The 17,557-nt window shown below is 73.3% G+C and carries 21 protein-coding genes and 4 tRNA genes; 15 read left to right on the top strand and 10 right to left on the bottom strand.

The genetic code is table 11. The annotated features are described in order from the left end of the window. Positions 1-33 precede the first annotated feature (33 nt). The 5 genes from FB558_RS17275 (at position 34) to FB558_RS17295 (ending at position 4,242) form a co-directional block, all read left to right on the top strand. On the top strand, positions 34-867 hold the full coding sequence (locus FB558_RS17275) for a HipA family kinase (RefSeq protein ID WP_246106578.1): 834 nt from the start codon (positions 34-36) through the stop codon (positions 865-867). Then, positions 864-1,283: a DUF3037 domain-containing protein gene (locus FB558_RS17280; protein WP_211366650.1), complete on the top strand. Its 420-nt coding sequence runs from the start codon at positions 864-866 to the stop codon at positions 1,281-1,283. Before FB558_RS17275 ends, FB558_RS17280 begins: the two co-directional genes overlap by 4 nt. A gap of 7 nt (positions 1,284-1,290) precedes the next feature. Further along, a complete protein-coding gene (locus FB558_RS17285) occupies positions 1,291-2,340 on the top strand; it encodes a phosphotransferase family protein (RefSeq protein ID WP_142054743.1) in 1,050 nt (349 codons plus the stop codon). Positions 2,341-2,806: 466 nt separating this feature from the next. Then, entirely contained in the window at positions 2,807-3,232 is a 426-nt protein-coding gene (locus tag FB558_RS17290) for a MarR family winged helix-turn-helix transcriptional regulator (protein WP_142054745.1), read from the top strand. Positions 3,233-3,282: 50 nt separating this feature from the next. After that, the gene (locus tag FB558_RS17295; protein ID WP_246106579.1) at positions 3,283-4,242 is read left to right on the top strand and encodes an NmrA/HSCARG family protein; all 960 of its coding nucleotides are present in this window, start codon (positions 3,283-3,285) and stop codon (positions 4,240-4,242) included. A 286-nt stretch (positions 4,243-4,528) separates the two neighbouring features. Here the strand turns inward: FB558_RS17295 and FB558_RS17300 are convergent, their stop codons facing one another. Continuing rightward, positions 4,529-5,857, bottom strand: a complete 1,329-nt coding sequence (locus FB558_RS17300) for a cytochrome P450 (protein WP_142054749.1) — start codon at positions 5,855-5,857, stop codon at positions 4,529-4,531. Between the two features lie 87 nt (positions 5,858-5,944). On the opposite strand from FB558_RS17300, the gene FB558_RS17305 reads away from it, so the two are divergent. Next, on the top strand, positions 5,945-6,805 hold the full coding sequence (locus FB558_RS17305) for a metallophosphoesterase family protein (protein ID WP_142054750.1): 861 nt from the start codon (positions 5,945-5,947) through the stop codon (positions 6,803-6,805). Here the strand turns inward: FB558_RS17305 and FB558_RS17310 are convergent, their stop codons facing one another. Next, positions 6,806-7,060 (bottom strand): type B 50S ribosomal protein L31, encoded by a 255-nt coding sequence (locus tag FB558_RS17310; RefSeq protein ID WP_142054752.1) that lies wholly within the window; start codon positions 7,058-7,060, stop codon positions 6,806-6,808. Positions 7,061-7,170: 110 nt separating this feature from the next. Here FB558_RS17310 and FB558_RS17315 point away from each other — a divergent pair, with 110 nt between their 5' ends. Then, complete coding sequence (locus FB558_RS17315; RefSeq protein WP_142054754.1) at positions 7,171-7,941, top strand: NAD(P)H-dependent oxidoreductase; 771 nt, start codon at positions 7,171-7,173, stop codon at positions 7,939-7,941. 47 nt (positions 7,942-7,988) lie between these two features. Continuing rightward, positions 7,989-8,528, top strand: a complete 540-nt coding sequence (locus tag FB558_RS17320; RefSeq protein ID WP_142054756.1) for a hypothetical protein — start codon at positions 7,989-7,991, stop codon at positions 8,526-8,528. A 25-nt stretch (positions 8,529-8,553) separates the two neighbouring features. Here FB558_RS17320 and FB558_RS17325 read toward each other — a convergent pair whose 3' ends face one another. Then, on the bottom strand, positions 8,554-9,396 hold the full coding sequence (locus tag FB558_RS17325; RefSeq protein ID WP_142054758.1) for an alpha/beta fold hydrolase: 843 nt from the start codon (positions 9,394-9,396) through the stop codon (positions 8,554-8,556). A gap of 135 nt (positions 9,397-9,531) precedes the next feature. On the opposite strand from FB558_RS17325, the gene FB558_RS17330 reads away from it, so the two are divergent. Then, positions 9,532-10,149, top strand: a complete 618-nt coding sequence (locus FB558_RS17330) for an MSMEG_1061 family FMN-dependent PPOX-type flavoprotein (protein WP_142054760.1) — start codon at positions 9,532-9,534, stop codon at positions 10,147-10,149. A gap of 88 nt (positions 10,150-10,237) precedes the next feature. Further along, positions 10,238-11,320 (top strand): serine hydrolase domain-containing protein, encoded by a 1,083-nt coding sequence (locus tag FB558_RS17335; RefSeq protein ID WP_142054762.1) that lies wholly within the window; start codon positions 10,238-10,240, stop codon positions 11,318-11,320. 22 nt (positions 11,321-11,342) lie between these two features. Here the strand turns inward: FB558_RS17335 and FB558_RS17340 are convergent, their stop codons facing one another. Both FB558_RS17340 and FB558_RS17345 read right to left on the bottom strand, forming a co-directional pair. After that, positions 11,343-12,431, bottom strand: coding sequence for a sensor histidine kinase (locus FB558_RS17340; RefSeq protein ID WP_281288638.1), 1,089 nt, complete (start codon positions 12,429-12,431; stop codon positions 11,343-11,345). A 29-nt stretch (positions 12,432-12,460) separates the two neighbouring features. Continuing rightward, positions 12,461-13,129, bottom strand: coding sequence for a response regulator transcription factor (locus FB558_RS17345; protein ID WP_142054766.1), 669 nt, complete (start codon positions 13,127-13,129; stop codon positions 12,461-12,463). A gap of 115 nt (positions 13,130-13,244) precedes the next feature. Here FB558_RS17345 and FB558_RS17350 point away from each other — a divergent pair, with 115 nt between their 5' ends. Then, positions 13,245-13,826 carry a VanZ family protein gene (locus FB558_RS17350; RefSeq protein WP_246106580.1) on the top strand — a complete coding sequence of 194 codons (582 nt, stop codon included), beginning with the start codon at positions 13,245-13,247 and terminating at the stop codon, positions 13,824-13,826. Between the two features lie 73 nt (positions 13,827-13,899). Here FB558_RS17350 and FB558_RS17355 read toward each other — a convergent pair. The 4 genes from FB558_RS17355 to FB558_RS17370 all read right to left on the bottom strand — a co-directional run bounded on the left by FB558_RS17355 (position 13,900) and on the right by FB558_RS17370 (position 14,720). After that, positions 13,900-13,974 (bottom strand) — tRNA-Val (locus FB558_RS17355). A gap of 1 nt (position 13,975) precedes the next feature. Next, positions 13,976-14,047 (bottom strand) — tRNA-Cys (locus tag FB558_RS17360). Between the two features lie 65 nt (positions 14,048-14,112). Continuing rightward, positions 14,113-14,185, bottom strand: a tRNA-Gly gene (locus tag FB558_RS17365). A gap of 106 nt (positions 14,186-14,291) precedes the next feature. Continuing rightward, complete coding sequence (locus FB558_RS17370) at positions 14,292-14,720, bottom strand: SsgA family sporulation/cell division regulator (protein ID WP_142054768.1); 429 nt, start codon at positions 14,718-14,720, stop codon at positions 14,292-14,294. 218 nt (positions 14,721-14,938) lie between these two features. On the opposite strand from FB558_RS17370, the gene FB558_RS17375 reads away from it, so the two are divergent. The 4 genes from FB558_RS17375 to FB558_RS17390 all read left to right on the top strand — a co-directional run bounded on the left by FB558_RS17375 (position 14,939) and on the right by FB558_RS17390 (position 16,952). Continuing rightward, positions 14,939-15,610 carry an RNA polymerase sigma factor gene (locus tag FB558_RS17375; RefSeq protein ID WP_342787383.1) on the top strand — a complete coding sequence of 224 codons (672 nt, stop codon included), beginning with the start codon at positions 14,939-14,941 and terminating at the stop codon, positions 15,608-15,610. After that, positions 15,607-16,449 (top strand): anti-sigma factor, encoded by an 843-nt coding sequence (locus FB558_RS17380; protein ID WP_142054770.1) that lies wholly within the window; start codon positions 15,607-15,609, stop codon positions 16,447-16,449. Before FB558_RS17375 ends, FB558_RS17380 begins: the two co-directional genes overlap by 4 nt. Before the next feature lie 59 nt (positions 16,450-16,508). Then, positions 16,509-16,859 carry a TIGR02611 family protein gene (locus tag FB558_RS17385; protein WP_281288661.1) on the top strand — a complete coding sequence of 117 codons (351 nt, stop codon included), beginning with the start codon at positions 16,509-16,511 and terminating at the stop codon, positions 16,857-16,859. Between the two features lie 21 nt (positions 16,860-16,880). Then, positions 16,881-16,952: transfer RNA gene (locus tag FB558_RS17390), tRNA-Val, on the top strand. A gap of 302 nt (positions 16,953-17,254) precedes the next feature. Here FB558_RS17390 and FB558_RS17395 read toward each other — a convergent pair. Further along, a complete protein-coding gene (locus FB558_RS17395; RefSeq protein ID WP_142054772.1) occupies positions 17,255-17,467 on the bottom strand; it encodes a hypothetical protein in 213 nt (70 codons plus the stop codon). Positions 17,468-17,557: the final 90 nt, after the last annotated feature.

A 17,557-nucleotide genomic window follows, 5' to 3' on the forward strand; every position in this document is an offset into this window, starting at 1 on the left:
ATGTCGCAGCATCGTCGGTCGGAGGAGGTGCTCATGCTGCGCCACGTCACGGCCACCCGGTACGTCACGCCGCTGCGCGAGGGCGGCTCGTTGCCGGGGCTGATGGAGGCCGACGACCTCGGCACCTACGTCGTCAAGTTCATCGGTGCGGGGCAGGGGCGCAAGGTGCTCGTCGCGGAGATCGTCACCGGCGAGCTCGCCCGCGGGCTGGGTCTGCCGGTGCCCGAGCTGGTGACGGTCGAGCTCGACCCGGCGCTCGGTGCCGCGGAACCCGACCAGGAGGTGCAGGAGCTGCTGAAGGCCAGCCCCGGGCTCAACCTCGGGATGGACTTCCTGCCCGGCGCCCTCGACCTCGACCCGGTGGCGTTCGGCGTCGACCCGGAGTTCGCCGGACGCGTGCTCTGGTTCGATGCGCTCGTGGGCAACGTCGACCGGTCGTGGCGCAACACGAACATGCTGTTCTGGCAGGGCGCGCCCTACCTGATCGACCACGGCGCCACGCTGACGTTCCAGCACGCCTGGTCCGGCGCGCAGGCGTGGGTCGAGCGCCCCTACGACGCGGCCGACCACGTCCTGCTCGGCTGCGCGCCCGACCTCGACGCGGCCGACGCCGCCCTCGCCCCGCTGGTCACGCCGGAGGCGGTGCGGGCCGCGGCCGCCGCGGTGCCCGACGCGTGGCTCGCCGACGAGCCCGGCTTCGACGACCCCGACGAGGTGCGCGCGGCGTTCGGCACGCAGTTGCTCGCCCGCCGCGACGCCCGGGACGCCTGGCTGCCCGGGGTGCGCGCCGCGGCGGCGGAGCGGACGGCGGTGGGTGGCCCTCCGGCCACCCGCGGCCCCGGCCGGCCGTTCTGGGTGCGGACGTGACGGCGCGGCAGCCGTTCGAGTACGCGCTGCTGCGCGTCGTCCCGCGGATCGAGCGGGGCGAGGCGTTCAACGCGGGCGTCGTCCTCTACAGCCGGCCCGTCGACTACCTCGGCGCGCGCGTGCACCTCGACGTGCAGCGCCTGCACGCGCTCGACCCCGGCGCCGACGCCGACCTGATCGGCGCCGCGCTGCAGGCCGTGCAGGCGCACTGCGCGGACGAGCGCACCGACGCCCGCCACGCCGGTCCGGCGGGCGCCGAGGACCGGGGACGCCGCTTCCGCAGGCTCACCGCACCGCGCAGCACGATCGTCCAGGCAGGCCCGGTGCACACCGGCCTCACCGCGGATCCGGACGCCGAGCTGGAACACCTGCTGTCGACCTTGGTCCTCCCGCTGGCGGGTGCGCGTCGGCTTTGATGGGGGGATGACCGACGCCGTTCCGCCCCGCCCCCTGACCGACTGGCTGCGCCGCGCGGCACCGCAGGTACCGGTGGGGGACGAGCCGGTGCTGGTCGAGCGGATCTCCGGTGGCCACTCCAACCTGACCTACCGCATCACCGACGCGGCGGGCGGCCGGTGGGCGCTGCGCCGGCCACCCACCGGGATGGTGCTGGCCACCGCGCACGACATGAGCCGGGAGTGGCGATTCATCAGCGCGCTCGCGCCCACGCCGGTGCCCGTGGCGCCGCCGGTGGCGTACTGCGCCGACCCGGACGTGATCGGCGCCGAGTTCTACCTCATGGAGTTCGTGGACGGCGACGTGCTGAACGACGAGGAGGCCGGTCACCGGCTGCCCGACGGACCGGCGCGCCGCACCGCGGGCCTGCACGCCGTGGACGTCCTCGCCGACCTGCACGCCGTCGACCCCGACGCCGTCGGCCTCGGGGACCTGCGCCGGCCCGGCAACTACCTCGAACGCCAGCTGCGCCGCTGGCACCGGCAGGTGCACGAGTCGGCCGTGCCCGACCTGTCCGCGGTGGACGCGGCCCACGCGGCGCTGGTGCGGCGATCGGCCGCGCTCGCGCCGCCGGAGTCGCGCATCGCGCACGGCGACTACCGCCTGGGCAACCTCGCCGTCGGCCCGGACGGGCGGGTGCGCGCCGTCTTCGACTGGGAGCTCGCCGCGATCGGCGACCCGCTCGCCGACCTGGGCTGGCTGATCGCGTCCTGGGGGCGGCCCGGCGACCCCGTCCCGGCCACGGTCTCGGCCCCGAGCCTCGCCCCCGGCTACGTCGACCGCGACGAGCTGGTGGCCCGCTACGCCGAGCGCACCGGTCGCGACCACCCGAGGTTGGTGGCCGACCTCGACGTCTACGTCGCCTTCGCCCGCTGGCGCATGGCCTGCATCGGCGCCGGCGTCTACAGCCGCTACGCGGGCGGCGTCATGGGCGCGGACGACTCCGACGCCGGCGCGTCCCGCCTCGCGGCGGTGCAGCGCCAGGCGGAGGCGGCCCTCGCGGCCCTCGGCAGCTAGCCAGTACTCCAGCCGTAGATCGTGATAGCGAGTGAAGTGTTGCTTCTTGGCGTCGGTAGTGGCTGGTGCGGGCTCGGTGTTGGTGGCATCGGCGCCAGATCGACCAGGCCTCGGGGCAGGCCACGATGCGGGCGGGTGCCAGGACTCAGGCTGATGAGCAGCCGTTGAACTTCGTTTCAGGTCAACGCGATCAACCGGCCGGGGTCGGTCGTGTGGCATCGTCGTGGGCGGCGATCACGGCGAGCAGAGGGTGGGCGAACACCGGCCGACACCGCCAGGAGGTCCGGCGGCGGACCTGGTGCTCGTCGAGTCCGGCCGGATTCGCCAGGCGCCGAGGACTTCGCGGAGGGGTCGCGGCGCTCCAGGCCAGGCAAGGCAAGGCGGATCTCACTGTCGGTTGGACGGTCGGGCAAGCCGGTCGGCGTCGGTAGACTTCGTGTTAGGCACCAGACGAGGGGCGGCGGGCGTGAACTACGGCGACAAGCTCTTCTGGCTCTCGGTCCTGATCCAGCGCAGGTACGCGCAGATCTGCGCCGAGTACGACCTGACGCCCTCACAGGCCACGCTGCTGTGCGCGGTCAAGGACGAGCCGCGGCAGATGGCGTACTTCGCCGCCGCGCTCGGCATGACCAAGAACGCGCTGAGTCAACTCGTCGACCGCACCGAGCGGCGCGGCCTGGTCGGCCGGGCGAGTTCAGAGCAGGACCGGCGGGTCATCATGCTCGGCGTGACGCCCGCGGGGAAGGTGCTCGCCGAGGCGGTGTTCGCCGAGACCGTCAAGCGCCTGCCCGATGTCGCCGGGAACCTCGACGCCGACGGCCAGCGCGACCTCGAACGCCTCGCCACCGCCATCGTGGACGCGTCCGGCGTCCCGGCGTCCACCTCGTCCTGACCTACCGCGCAGTCTCCTCGACACCCCCATGCCTGGCGTAAGTTCACGGCATGAACTCGTCTGGTTCACGGCGTGAACTAGTTGAGGTTCATGGGCGTGAACTAACGAGAGGTGGCGACATGGTCACGCGGGAGAACGGTGCGATCGCGGTCTTCGGTGCGACGGGGCAGCAGGGCGGGGCGGTCGTCGACGCGCTGCTGGCCCGAGGAGCGCGGGTGCGGGCCCTCGTCCGCACCCCCGAGTCCGATCGGGCGCGGGCGCTGGCCGCCCGAGGCGTCGAGCTGGCGACCGTCCGGATCGACGACCCGGCGTCACTGGTCGCCGCGCTGGAGGCGGTCGATGCGTTCTACTTCATGACCCCGGAGGCGAACAGCCTCGAGGAGGTCGAGGAGGAGGTCCGAGTCGGCACCGCCCTCGTCGATGCGGCGGGCGCGGCGCGCGTGCCACACGTCGTGTTCAACTCGGTCTTCGGAGCGGATCGTGAAACGGGCGTGCCGCACCACGACTCGAAGCACCGGATCGAGGAATACCTGAAGCTTTCCGGCCTGAGGACCACGATGGTTCGCGCGACCGCCTTCATGGAGAACCTCGCGACCGTGATGGCGCCGAGCCTGGAGGACGGAACGATCGTGCTGAGGCTGCCGCTGCCGGACGACGTCGCCCTGAAGATGATCTCGATCAAGGACATCGGCCAGGTCGCCGCCGCGATCCTGCTCGGCACCGCGGACGTGCCCGGCGGAGCCATCGAGGTCGTCGGCGACGAGCCGACGGGCCCCCAGATCGCCGCCGCGTTCGGCGCGCGCGCCGGGCTACCGTCACGCTACGAGGCCCTGCCACTGAGCGTCCTCGGCAACGACCTCGACAAGGCGATGTTCCGCCAGTTCGCCAAGGGGTCCGAATACCCGTCCGACCTCGCAGCGGTGCGGGCGATCGAGCCGACCACCTGGGACCTGGCCGAGTGGATCCGCTCCACCGGCTGGACCGCGCCCGCGGACCGGGTCCGTTCCTGATACTCCGGCCGTAGGCCGTGATCTTGCCGGCGTGGCGGTCCCACTCCGAGCTGGTTCGGCGAGCGCCTCGACCCCGAGCCGATCCTGGACGCCTGCTCCCGCGCCCGACCCGGACCGCCGCCTGACGCGCGGCCTGACCCGTCCCCGGTCGCGTTCCGCGGAACGCACCCCGCCCCGGCCAGGACACGTCCTCCGGCCGCACACGGTGATCGCGCTGGAGGCGCTGAGTGTGCGGCCTGCTGCCACACCCGCCGGCCGCCATCCGCCGAATTGCTCGCCCCGGGCGCTAGGCGCCCACCGCGGCGGGGGAGAGGCGCACGGGCATGGCGTGGTAGCCGCGCAGCACGCGCGTGGGGCGGCGCCGGGGCGGGCCGGCGGGCGTCAGGTCGGGGAAGCGGTCGAACAGCGCCCGCAGGCCGACCTCTCCCTCCATCCGGGCCAGGCCGGCGCCCAGGCAGAAGTGCGGCCCGCTGGAGAAGGCGAGGTGCTCACCGGCGTTCTCGCGCGTGACGTCGAAGCGGTCGGGGTCGGCGAAGACGGCGGGATCGCGGTTGGCACCACCGATCAGCACGACGACGACCTGCCCCCGCCGCACGCGCTCGCCCGCCACCTCCGTGTCACGCTGCGCGATGCGCCCGGTGCGCTGCACGGGGGAGTCGACGCGGAGGATCTCGTCGACGGCGCGGGGCCAGCGCGCCGGCTCCTCGCGCAGCAGCGCGAGCTGGTCGGGATGGGCGCAGAGCTGGGCGACACCGTTGCCGATGAGGTTGACCGTGGTCTCGAAGCCGGCGGCGAGCAGCAGCATCGCGATGCTGGTCAGCTCGTCCTCGGACAGGCGCCCCTCGTCGTCGTGCTGGTGCACGAGCGCGGAGAGGATGTTGTCCCCCGGGTGGCGGCGCAGGTGCGCGAAGTGGCCGGTCATCCACTCCTGCAGCGCCGCGATGTCGCGCTCGGAGCGGCGGAACTGCGAGAACGTCAGGCCGGCGTCCAGCGACAGCGCCGCGCCCTCGCCCCACTCCAGGAACTGTCGCCGCATCTCCACCGGCGCGCCGAGCATCTCGGCGATGACGGTGGCGGGCAGCAGGCTCGCGTAGTCGCCGATGACGTCCGCGCCCGCGCCGTTGCCGGCCATGGTGTCTAGGAGGTCGGCGGCGATCTCCTCGGTGCGCGACCGCAGCGCCGCCACCGCCCGCGCGCTGAACGCGCGCGTGACGAGCTTGCGGTAGCGGGTGTGGTCGGGCGGGTCGGTGGCCAGCATGGACGGCGGTTCCACCGGGCCGAGCGGGCCGCGGCCGCCGGCGCGCACCGCGTAGCGCAACGCGGCGGGCGCGCGCCCGGACGGCCCGCCGACGACCCCGAAGTCGGAGCTGCGCAGGATCGCCACGGCGAGGTCGTGGTGGGCCGTGTTGAGCACGACCGTGTTGTCGATCAGACGGCCCTGCGCGCGGACCGTCGCGTAGTGCGGGAACGGGTCGGCGATCGTCGCGGGGTCGAGCATGAGCTGGGCGGTGAGGTCACCGGCCTGCATGCGCTTCCCGACGGCGCGGCGGACGAGCCCGTGCCGCAGCCCCCACCGGATCGTCCGCCGGACCTCGTCGACCACAGCCGTTCCCATTGCGCCTCCCTCGTGCCCCTGCGCGCGACGTTACCGGCGGTAACTCGATCCTGGCCACCCTCGCCGTCCGTCGGGTACGACTGTGGGGTGACCGACCCGCGGCTGCTCGCCGTCAGCGACCTGCACGTGCGCTACCCCGACAACCGCGCGGTCGTGGAGGCCCTGCACCCGACGAGCGACGGGGACTGGCTGATCGTCGCGGGCGACGTCGCGGAACAGGTGGCCGACGTCGAGTGGGCGCTGGGGCTGCTGCGGGAGCGCTTCGCGCGGGTGCTCTGGGTGCCGGGCAACCACGAGCTGTGGACGCGCGGCAAGGACCCGGTGCCGCTGCGCGGCGAGCAGCGCTACCGGGCCCTGGTGCAGGCCTGCCGCGAGCGGGACGTCCTCACCCCCGAGGACCCGTTCCCGGTGTGGGAGGGCCCTGGCGGTCCCGTGACCGTGGCGCCGCTCTTCGCGCTCTACGACTACTCGTTCCTGCCGGAGGGGACGACGACGTCCGCGGAGGGGCTGGCCGCCGCGTACGCCGCAGGCGTCGTGTGCACCGACGAGCACCTGCTGCACCCCGACCCCTACCCGGACCGGGCGGCGTGGTGCGCGGCGCGCATCGCGGAGTCGGAGCGCAGGCTCGACGCCTGCGACCCCGACCTGCCCACGGTGCTGGTCAACCACTGGCCGCTCACCCGCCACCCCACCCGCGTGCTGCGCTACCCCGAGTTCGCCCTCTGGTGCGGCTCGACGCGGACGGCGGACTGGCCGGTCCGCTACCGCGCCGCCGCCGTCGTCTACGGGCACCTGCACATCCCGCGGGTGACGTGGGAGGACGGCGTGCGGCACGTGGAGGTGTCGCTGGGCTACCCGCGCGAGTGGCGGCCCCGCGACGAGCGCAACGGCACGCGGGTCACCGACCTGCTCCCGCGCCAGGTCCTGCCCGACCCCGAGGCCGCGTGATCACGCGCGCCCGCGCCCGCCGTAGCGGCGGCGGAACTTCTCGACCTGGCCCGCCGAGTCGAGGACGCGCTGCGCGCCCGTCCAGAACGGGTGGGAGTACGCGGTGATGTCGACGCGGATCACCGGGTAGTCGTTGCCGTCCTCCCAGGTGACCGTCTCCGCCGACGTCGCGGTGGAGCGGGTGAGGAAGGACTGGCCGGTAGCGCGGTCCTGGTAGACGACGGGCCCGTAGGCGGGGTGGATGTTCGGTCGCATGCCTCGGTTAACGACAATGATTGTCGTTCTGTTCCGCGTGGCGGTATCTTGACGGAGTGCGGCATTGCTGCCACTGGTCGGTGCGGGCGCCGGCGCCGACGATGGTCGACATGAACGTCTTGTGGGTCTTCGCCCATCCCGAGCCGCGCTCCCTGAGCGGAACGCTGCGCGCCGACGGCGCACGGGTCCTGCGGGAGCTCGGCCACGAGGTGCGCACGACCGACCTGTACGCGATGCGCTGGAACCCGGTCGTCGACCGCGCCGACTTCGCGGCGGCGGAGGGGGAGCGGCTCATCGTCGGGGACGCGTCCGAGCGCGCCCACTGCGGCGGCTCGCTCAGCCCCGACATCCGCACCCAGCAGGACGAGCTGCGCTGGGCAGATGCGGTGGTGCTGCAGTTCCCGCTGTGGTGGTACGGGATGCCGGCGATCCTCAAGGGCTGGTTCGACCGCGTGTTCGTCAAGGGCTTCGCCTACGGCGTGCGCGACCCCGGGACCCGCCGCACCCGCCGCTACGGCGACGGGCTGCTGCGCGGCACACGCGCGCTCGCCGTGGTGACGGCCGGCGCGCCCGAGCCCAGCATCGGCCCCCGCGGCGTCAACGGCGACATCGAGCAGCTGCTGTTCCCGCTCCTGCACGGCACGCTCTTCTACACGGGCATGGACGTGCTGCCGCCGTTCGTCGTATCGGGCGCGGACCGCATGAGCGACGACGGGTGCGCGGCGGCGTCCGAACGGCTCACGGAGCGCCTGCGCACGCTGGCGACCGCCGCGCCGATCCCGTTCCGCCCCCAGGACGGCGGCGACTACGACGACGATCTGGTCCTGCGACCCGAGGTGGTCCCCGGCGGCTCCGGCCTCGGCGTGCACGTCCGGAGGTAGCGACCCCGGCGTCCGCACGCGGCGTCCGGGGAGGAGTATCGGGGCCCGTGACACCCGCTTCGCATCCCGTCCTGCGCCGCGCCCTGTGCGGGCCGGTGCTCCTGGTCGCACTGCTCGCCGGCTGCAGCGCGCCCGACCAGGCGGCGCAGGAGCCCGCCCCGCCCGCGCAGGCGCAGCACGAGGGCCACGGCGGTGGGCACGGTGCCCACGGCTCCGGCGGCGCGTCCCTGTGGGCGGTGCAGACCGGCCCGCTCGGCACCGTCGTCACCGACGGCGCGGGCCACCTGCTGTACCGCTCCGACGCCGACAGCGCCGAGCCGTCCACCTCGACCTGCACCGGGGCGTGCGCCGAGACCTGGATCCCGGTGACCGTCGAACCGGACCAGGAGCTCGACCTCGCCGGTGTGGACGACGAGCTGATCGGCCGGGTGCAGCGCCCCGACGGCGCCACCCAGCTCACGCTCGCGGGCTGGCCGCTCTACCGCCACCGCGACGACGACGGGCTGCTGGCCACCACCGGTCAGCACGGCGCGGAGGGCCGCTGGTTCGCCGTCACGCCGACGGGGGAGAAGGCGACCCCCGCCTGACCGGCCGGGGCCGCGGCGCCGATGATCAGCCCACGTCGTGCAGGAACTCGACCAGCGCCGCGGTGAGCTCGGCGGGCCGGTCCTCCTGGACGAGGTGACCGGCGCCCGGGATGATCCGCAGCTGCGCCCCGGGGACGCGAGCGGCCAGCTCCCGCCCCCGCTCCACGGGGACCCACGTGTCCTCCGCGCCCCAGCACACCATGACCGGCATGTCGACCGTGCAGTACCGCTCCTGCATCGCGTCGGTGTAGCTCCGGTCGCCCAGCCGCGCAGTGAGCTGTCGGTAGAAGGCCTGCTGCCCGCCGTCCGCGATCCAGGGGGCCACGAGCGCGTCGAGGGTGGCCGGGTGCAGCCCCGGGCTGCTGGCCGAGCCGACGTACTCGCGCAGCAGGGCCGCGTGCGCGCCGGGTGGGAGGCGGGCGAACACATCCGCGTGCTCGCCGACCAGCTGCGAGAAGGCGCTCCCCCACGGTGGCAGGGAGACGGCGTCGACCAGGGCCAGCTTCCGGTACCGCGCACCGCGCAACAGGTGGGCGCCGAGCGCGACGGCCCCGCCGGAGTCGTGGGCGATCACCACGGGCTCGGCGAGGCCCCACTCGCCGAGCAGCTCGACGAAGACGTCGCGTTCCACGGCCAGCGACACGTCCTGCCCCTCGCGTTTCTCCGACGCCCCGTAGCCGGGCATGTCCCAGACGTGCACGCGGTGACGCCGGGCGAGGGCCTGCGCCACACCGCGCCACACGTAGGACGAGAACGGCGTTCCGTGCAGCAGGACGACCGGGGGCGCGCCGGGAGGACCGAGGCGGTGCCAGCGGACGGTGCCCGCGCTGCTGCGGTAGGTCTCCGGCAACCGCCACTCGTCCGTCATGCGCGCCTCCTGCGGGGAACCTCGCGTCACGGGCGACGGTAGCTCCGGCCCCCGACATCCGCCGGGCGACTGACTAAGGTCTGCCTTACCTCGGAGGTCGGTCCCGGCCGTCGACGCCGTCCGCGAAGGAGAACCATGACGAGGGTCCTGCACAGCGAGGACGAGCTGCGGGAGTTCGTCGAGGCGCCGCACCACACCATCGCGGACAAGGCCATCGACCACGTCGACGCCGAGTCGCGGCGCTTCATCGAGGCCAGCCCGTTCTTCCTGCTGGCCACCGCGGCCGACGACGGCTCCTGCGACGTGTCGCCGCGCGGCGACACCCCTGGCAGCGTCCTCGTCCTCGACGACCGCACGCTCGCCTTCGGCGACCGCAAGGGCAACCGGCGGCTCGACAGCTTGCGCAACATCCTGCGGCAGCCGCGCGTCGGCATGCTGTTCCTGGTGCCGGGGACGGGGGAGACGCTGCGCGTGAACGGCACCGCGCGCATCGTCGCCGACGCCCCCTACCTGCCGCGGCTGGCCGTGCAGGGCGTGGCGCCGCAGCTCGCGGTCGAGGTAGGAGTGGAGGAGCTGTTCCTGCACTGCGCCAAGGCCTTCGCCCGGTCCGCGCTGTGGCGACCCGCCACGTGGCCCGCCGCGGGCACGGTGCCGACGGCGGGGCAGATCGCCCGCAGCCAGTCGGGCACGACGACGCCCGCCTCCGTGATCGACGCCGCCCTGCGCGAGGACGAGCGGGTCAACCAGTACTGACGCACGTCCCGCGGAACACCCCGCCGATGAGTTCGTGGCGGGGCCGGAGTCCCATCCTCGACCGACCGGGACGAAGGAGTGCGTGCAGATGGGCGATGTGCAGGAGATCGTGGCCGGGCGGGCCGCGGAACTGGTGGCGTCGGGAGCGGAACGGGGCCTGCAGGTGGCCGCGTACGTCGACGGGCGGTTGGCCGTCGACGTCGCATTGGGCATCGCCGATCCGGCGACCGGGCGGGCGGTGCGGCCCGACACCCTCTTCTACAACTGGTCGATCGGCAAGGGCGCCACGGCGACGTTGGTGCACCGGCTGGTGGACGACGGCGCGCTGACCTACGACACCCGCGTCGCCGAGATCTGGCCCGGCTTCGCGAAGCACGGCAAGGGCGCCGTCACGGTGCGGCAGGCCCTCGACCACAGCGCGGGCGTGCCCGGGCTGCCGCCCGGCGTGACGGTCGACGACGTCTGCTCGTGGCCCGCGATGGTCGCCGCGCTCGAGGAGGCGAAGCCCTGGTGGGAACCGGGCACCGCGGTCGGTTACCACGCCTACACCTTCGGCTATCTCAACGGCGAGATCGCCCGGCGCGCGAGCGGCCGTGAGCTGTCCGACCTGCTCGACGAGCTGACCGCGGACCTCGGCCTCCCCGGCGAGATCCGGTTCGGGATGCGTCCCGAGGAGACCCGTGACCTGGCCGTCCCGGAGGACGCGCCGGTGCCGGCGGGCGCGGGGGGCTGGCAGATGCCCGAGCCCATGCTCCGGGCCGCACCGATGGAGCTCATGCCCACCGCCGCGCTCGGCCGCGACCCCCGCGTGCTCGGCGCGGACATCCCGGCGGGTGCGAAGGTCACGGCGCGGGCGCTCGCCCGCATGTACGCGGGCTGGCTCGACGGCACGGTGGTGTCGCCGGAGCGGCTGCCCGCCGCGTACACGGAGTCGTCGTCGGGCCCGGACCAGGTCTACGGCAACCCGAGCCGCTGGGGCCTCGGCTTCGGGCTCGGCCTTCCCTTCGACGAGGACGGCGCTTCCCGGGTGTTCGGGATGGCCGGTGCCGGAGGCAGCTGGGCGGGCGCCGACCCCGACCGGCGCGTCGCCGTCGCCGTCACGAAGAACGTGCTGAGCATGGACTTCGAGACGGCCCGGACGCTGGTCACGGCGGTGCTCGACGCGGTGTGAGCGACCCCGGACGGCCCGCTCGTCATCCGCTGCGGTGCGGTGGCGCGGCGGGGAGCGCCACCGTGACGCGGAGCCCGCCGCCGGCGCGGGGGGTGAGCGTGAGGGTCCCGTCGTGCGCTCGGGTGATGCTGGTGACGATCGCGAGGCCGAGGCCGACGCCCGCGTGGTCGGTGCGGACGCGTTCGCCGCCGCGCTGGAACGGCTCGACGAGCGTGGGGACCAGCTCCGGCCGGAGCGTCTCGCCGGTGTTCTCGACGGTGAGCACCACCCCCGCGGGGCGCACGCCGGTGTGGACCCACACGGCGCCCCGCCCCGGCGTGTTGTGGACGATCGCGTTGTGCACGAGGTTCGTCGTCAGCTGCAGCAGGAGCGCGTGCGAGCCGGTGGTGGGGGCGGGGTCACCGAAGGTCTCGACGGTGACGCCGCGCTCCTCCGCGAGGGGGAGGAGCGTTTCGGTGGCTTCCTCCGCGAGGAGGGACAGGTCGACGTGCTGCCGGGTGAAGGACCGCTGGTCGGCGCGGCTGAGCAGGAGCAGCGCCTCGGTCAGGTCGATGGCCCGGGTGTTGACGGTGTGCAGGCGGTCGACGAGCTCACCGCTGTCGCGGTCCGGGTCGGTGCGGGCCACGTCGAGCAGTGCCTTCGATATCGCCAGCGGGGTGCGCAGCTCGTGGGAGGCGTTCGCCGCGAATCGCCGCTGTTCGGCGACGTGTGCTTCGAGCTGCGCGAGCATGCTGTCGAAGGCGTCGGCGAGCTCGCGGAACTCGTCGCTGCGGCCCGGCAGCCGGATCCGGTGGGAGAGCGAACCGTGCGCGGCCGTGCGGGTGGCGTTCGTGATGCGGGTCAGGGGGGCGAGCATGCGGCCGGCGAGGATCCATCCGCCCACGAGACCGAACACGAGCAGGAACGCCATCACCACGATCGCCGCCGGGCCGAAGACGGCTGGGCCGAAGCTGCCCGGTTGGAAGACGAGCGGGAGGTTGGCGAGGTCGGGGAGGGTGTAGCTGGACGGCGTGCCCCGGAGCAGGAACACCCACACCGCGGCGAGCAGCAGGCCACCCGCGAGCATGAGGAACCCGGCGTAACTGAGGGTCAGCTTGAGGCGAACGCTCATACCGGGCTCCCTGTCCACGATCGCCTCCCTCACACCCGCTCGGTGTCGATGCGGTAGCCGACGCCGGCCACGGTGGCGATGATCCCGGGTTCGCCGAGGCGTTTGCGCAGGGCCGAGACGGTGATGCGCACCGCGTTGGTGAAGGGGTCGGCGTTCTCGTCCCACGCCCGCTCCAGGAGTTCCTCGGCGCTCACGACGCCGCCCTCGGCGGCGACGAGGACCTCGAGCACGGCGAACTGCTTGCGGGTGAGCGCGACGTAGCGGCCGTCGCGGTAGACCTCGCGGCGGAACGGGTCCAACCGCAGCCCCGCGATCTCCCGCACGGGCGGCCTGTTGTGCGCACGTCTGCGGTCGAGCGCCCGGAGCCGGAGCACGAGCTCCCGCAGCTCGAACGGCTTCGTGAGGTAGTCGTCGGCGCCGAGCTCGAACCCGGAGACCTTGTCGTCGAGCCGGTCGGCGGCCGTGAGCATCAGGATCGGCATGCCGCTGCCGGAGGCGACGATGCTCATCGCGATCTCGTCGCCGGAGGGGCCGGGGACGTCGCGGTCGAGGACGGCGAGGTCGTAGGCGTTCGTGCTCAGCAGTTCCAGGGCGGTGTCGCCGTCGCCGGCGACGTCGGCCGCGATCGCTTCCAGGCGCAGCCCGTCACGGATGGCCTCGGCCAGGTAGGGCTCGTCCTCGACGATCAACACGCGCACAAGGCCGCCATGCTACGAGCCGGGCCATATCGTCGGCATATCGAGAACCGGATACGGGCCGGCAACACCCGGCTGCCTTGGATGGGGGCATGGGCACCCGCGAAGGCGAGGCACCGTGATCGGGGGAGGGTGGCACCACTGGGTCGGCACGTTCACCGGGGTGGCCGTCCTGACGGTGGTCCTGCTGCCGGTGGCTGTGCTGGTGGTGTGCGCGCTGGCCGCTGGTCGGAGTGCCACGGGCACCGCGTCGACGTGGGCGTGGCGCAGGTCGCTGGCCGAGGTCGGCATCGTGTACGGGACGGTGCCGTGGGTGTGGATGACCATGATGCCGGGCAGCCGGGCCGGGGAGGTCCCCGGTCGGGTGAGCCTGGTGCCGCTGGCGGACCTGCTCGCGATGGACCGGGGCCAGGTCGTCGGCAACCTGCTGGTGTTCGCGGCGCTGGGGTTCTTCGCCCCGCTGCGGTTCGCGGCACTGGCATCGGTGGCGCGGGTCCTGGCGCTCGCCGCGGGCTGCTCGGTCCTGGTCGAGACCGCGCAGTACGCCCTGCAGCTGGACCGGGTGTCCTCCGTGGACGACGTCCTGCTCAACGCGGCGGGCGCCGCAGCGGCCGCCCTGGCCTCGCGCCGGTGGTGGCGGACAGCGCCCGGAGCGCCGCCCGCCCGACCGGCCGCGGTCGCCCCGGTGCCGGGGCGCTGAGCCGCGCGGCGCCACGACGACGAACGGCCTGGCCGGAAGCTCCTCGCGGAGCCTCTGACCAGGCCGTTCATGCTGGTGGGCGATACTGGGATTGAACCAGTGACCTCTTCCGTGTCAAGGAAGCGCTCTCCCACTGAGCTAATCGCCCGAGGCGGAGGCGGGAATCGAACCCGCGTACAGGGCTTTGCAGGCCCTTGCCTAAGCCACTCGGCCACTCCGCCGAAATCCTCGGAGCGTTCCGTGGAGTTCGATCCGTGGAGGTCCGACGGGACCCGAGGTTCCTCCGAGCGGACGACGGGACTCGAACCCGCGACCCTCACCTTGGCAAGGTGATGCGCTACCAGCTGCGCTACGTCCGCATGTGCAGCGTTTCCGCTGCTTTGATGTGGAGAACTCTAGCGTAGGCCCCGAGGGGGGTTCACACCACCCCCCCTCTCCTACTGCCAGGGGCTCTGACCTGGGGTTTCAGTCACGAGCCGGGTCGTTCAGGAGATCCGACAGCGCGACGTCGAAGTCGAGCCAGGAGTACTCGCTCTCCGCCGGCACGGCCCGGTAGGTGCGGTGCAGGAAGTCCCCGAGCGTCTGCGCGCACGTCGTGAACACGGCGTGGCCGGACGGCGAGGAGAGCTCGAGCTGCACCCGGCCCGGGTTGCCCGGCACGGGCTGCACCCGCACGTCGCCGGTGCCCGACGGGCCGATGAGGCCGTCGTGCAGGAGGTCCCGGGCGAACACCCACTCGACCGCCGTGGTCGAGCCGGTCCGGAACGACGCCTGCACGGCGTACGGATCGCGGGTGTTGTACGCCAACTCGACGTTGACGGGCACCACCGGGGCGTCCGGAGCGATCAGCTCGAACACTGCCGGTGAGCAGATGACCGTGTGCTCGTCGCGCATCGTGCGTCCTCTTTCTGGGTCCCGCGTGGTCCGTCATGCGGGAAAACGACCGTCCCCGGAAGATGTGACGGGTCGAAGGGCGATGTCCCCTCGACGCGGGCCCGGGTCACCCTGACGGCGCAGTGGTGACCTGCGGTCGTCGCCGCCGGTGCGACGTGCAGCACGTTGCGGGCGCTAGATTGAACCGGCTCCAGCGATACAGCGAAGACGAGTACGTGGTGAGGACCGAACTGGTGGCCGACGTCGCTGATGCCCACGGGACGCCCGAGCGGCGCACCGCGGCCGGCGCACGGCCGCGCGATCCTCGTGACGAGCAGCTGGTCCGGCGGGTCACCGAAGGGGACCAGGAGGCGCTGGGTGCCCTGTACGACCGCTACGGCCGCCCCGCCTACTCGCTGGCCCGGCGGATCTGCGCGGACGACGGCATCGCGGAGGACGTCGTGCAGGAGGTGTTCCTCACGTTCTGGCGCAACCCGGCGCGCTTCGACGCCGCCCGCGGCGCCTTCGGCACGTGGCTCCTGACGCTCGTGCACCACAAGTCCGTGGACGCGGTCCGCAAGGAGAGCGCGATCCGCAGGCGCACGGTGCCCGCCGCGGAGGACGGCGAGGAGTGGTCCGCGCCGCCGGGCCCCGGTGCGGACCAGGCGGCGCTCGGGGCGGTCGTCGCCGGTCACGTCCGCGACGCGCTCGGCGGGCTGCCCGCCGAGCAGCGCCAGGCGCTCGCGCTGGCCTACTACGCCGGCTACACGCAGCGCGAGGTCGCCGCCCTGACCGGCGTGCCGCTGGGCACCGTCAAGTCGCGGATGTTCACGGGCATCCAGCGCCTGCGCAACGTCCTCGGCCCCCGCCTCGGTGACATCGTGGCCGACATGACGGGCGGTTCCCGATGAACGGGCACGCCGAGCGGCCCTGCCCGCGCGAGGAGGAGGCCGTGGCCTGGGCGCTGCACGCGCTCGAGCCCGACGAGGAGCTGGCGTTCCGGCAGCACCTGCCCGGCTGCCCGTCCTGCCGGGCCGCGGTCCGCGACGCCGAGGAGGTGCTCACCGGGCTGGGCGCGTCCGTGGACCAGGTCGCCCCGCCGCCCGCGCTGCGCGACACCCTGCTCGCCCGCGCCGCCGAGACCCCGCAGGAGCACGCCTCCCCGCCGCCGCAGGCCGCCGACCCCCCGCCCGACCCCCCGCCCGCCCCCGCGGCCGTCCCGCAGCGCACCGAGCCTCGGCCCGCGCCCACGAGGTGGCTCCCGCGGCGCGGCCGGCAGTTGGTGGCGGCCGCGCTCGCCCTCGTCGCGGTGGTCGCGATCGGAGGCCTCGCCGTCCGCAACGCGCAGTTGCAGCAGCAGCGCGACGCCGAGGCCGCGCAGTCGCAGCGCGTGACCGACCTGCTGCAGGAGCTCGCCCGCCCCGGCACCCAGCACGCCCTGCTGAGCACCGACGACGGCACCACCGTCGCCGCCGTCGTGGTCGCGGACGGCCAGCGGGAGATCTACACCGTCGGCATGCCGCCGAACGAGGCCGACAGCACGACCTACGTGCTCTGGGGCGTGCCGGCCGGCGCGGCGCCGCAGGCACTGGGCACCTTCGACGTCACCGGAACCGGCGAAGGCCCGCGCACAGTAGGATCGGGCGGCGAGGCGGACAGCTTCGCGGCCTACGCGATCTCGCTCGAGCAGGGCAGTGCCGCGCCCGCCTCACCGTCGGCAGTGATGGCGCAGGGGCAGGTGGCGATCTGAGCAGCATCGAGAAGGAGCAGCGGCCGAGCTTCCGCGCCCGCATCGAGGCCAAGCCCGCGCTGCGGCGCACGTACCGGGTCGGCGTTGCGGTGCTGGGCGGCATCGTCCTCGCCGCCGGCATCGTCATGATCCCGTATCCCGGACCGGGGTGGCTCGTCGTCTTCGCGGGCCTCGCGATCCTGGCCACCGAGTTCTCCTGGGCGCGCAGGGTTCTTCACTTCGCCCGTGCCAGGTACGACGGCTGGACCGAGTGGCTCGGCCGTCAGTCGATCATCGTGCGCCTCGCGGTACTCGCCGCCACCGGCCTCGTCGTGCTGCTCACCCTGTACCTGCTCAACGCCCTCTACCTGGTCGCAGGCTGGGTCGGGCTCGGACACTGGACCTGGTTGCAGAGCCCCTTCTTCGCGTGAGGTAAGGTCTGTGACTGCAAGGGGCGATTAGCTCAGGGGGAGAGCGCTTCGTTCACACCGAAGAGGTCACTGGTTCGATCCCAGTATCGCCCACGCAGGTCAGAGGCCCGGTCCGAGATCCACGGACCGGGCCTTCGCCGTTGTACAGCTACGAAGTACAGCTACGGCCGTGAGTGGGGCCGGTGCGGGCCGTCTTGTGTAGATGCGCGTCGATGTGTGTTCGGTCAGTCCGCGTGGCTGTGGGCGAGCGGGCGGCGATAAGCCTGTTCTGGCCTGCATTGTCCGGGCCACGACCTTCCTGATCAGGTTCCGCCGGGGTGCGAGGCAGCCAAGGTCGTCGGGCGCTCGAGCCGTAGGGATCTGACGACGCGCTGAAGCTCGCTGTCGAAGAGGGCCTACGTCTCCGCTCCAGGCCGGTGAGGGGTGCGGGGACTGCTCGCGGGCACGGCCTGGAACCGGTCACCGCAGCGTGTCGTGACGGTCTCCTCGCCTTCAGCGACGATCTTCTCCCAGGCCGAGACGAGAGATTGGGCGAGATCGGTGTAGGCGCGCCGGCCGTGCAGTACATCGCAGCATTGGAAGTACACCCAGTACAGCTGCGCGGCCATCGCCCGCAGCTCGTCGTAGTCGTCAGAGGCCCAGGCGGGAAGCAGCGCGAGTCGCTGTCTGACGTCTTGGTGGTAGCGAGGCTGGGCGGG

The organism is Pseudonocardia kunmingensis (genome assembly GCF_006716445.1).
Taxonomy (GTDB): domain Bacteria; phylum Actinomycetota; class Actinomycetes; order Mycobacteriales; family Pseudonocardiaceae; genus Pseudonocardia; species Pseudonocardia kunmingensis.

What these genes read in the sequence shown, in the direction of transcription:
- FB558_RS17275 (WP_246106578.1), top strand. Translation starts at nt 34, where the DNA reads ATGCTGCGCCACGTCACGGCCACCCGGTACGTCACGCCGCTGCGCGAG.
- FB558_RS17285 (WP_142054743.1), top strand. Translation starts at nt 1,291, where the DNA reads ATGACCGACGCCGTTCCGCCCCGCCCCCTGACCGACTGGCTGCGCCGC.
- FB558_RS17295 (WP_246106579.1), top strand. Translation starts at nt 3,283, where the DNA reads ATGAACTCGTCTGGTTCACGGCGTGAACTAGTTGAGGTTCATGGGCGT.
- FB558_RS17300 (WP_142054749.1), bottom strand. Translation starts at nt 5,857, where the DNA reads ATGGGAACGGCTGTGGTCGACGAGGTCCGGCGGACGATCCGGTGGGGG.
- FB558_RS17310 (WP_142054752.1), bottom strand. Translation starts at nt 7,060, where the DNA reads ATGCGACCGAACATCCACCCCGCCTACGGGCCCGTCGTCTACCAGGAC.
- FB558_RS17315 (WP_142054754.1), top strand. Translation starts at nt 7,171, where the DNA reads ATGAACGTCTTGTGGGTCTTCGCCCATCCCGAGCCGCGCTCCCTGAGC.
- FB558_RS17325 (WP_142054758.1), bottom strand. Translation starts at nt 9,396, where the DNA reads ATGACGGACGAGTGGCGGTTGCCGGAGACCTACCGCAGCAGCGCGGGC.
- FB558_RS17330 (WP_142054760.1), top strand. Translation starts at nt 9,532, where the DNA reads ATGACGAGGGTCCTGCACAGCGAGGACGAGCTGCGGGAGTTCGTCGAG.
- FB558_RS17335 (WP_142054762.1), top strand. Translation starts at nt 10,238, where the DNA reads ATGGGCGATGTGCAGGAGATCGTGGCCGGGCGGGCCGCGGAACTGGTG.
- FB558_RS17340 (WP_281288638.1), bottom strand. Translation starts at nt 12,431, where the DNA reads ATGAGCGTTCGCCTCAAGCTGACCCTCAGTTACGCCGGGTTCCTCATG.
- FB558_RS17370 (WP_142054768.1), bottom strand. Translation starts at nt 14,720, where the DNA reads ATGCGCGACGAGCACACGGTCATCTGCTCACCGGCAGTGTTCGAGCTG.
- FB558_RS17380 (WP_142054770.1), top strand. Translation starts at nt 15,607, where the DNA reads ATGAACGGGCACGCCGAGCGGCCCTGCCCGCGCGAGGAGGAGGCCGTG.
- FB558_RS17395 (WP_142054772.1), bottom strand. Translation starts at nt 17,467, where the DNA reads ATGGCCGCGCAGCTGTACTGGGTGTACTTCCAATGCTGCGATGTACTG.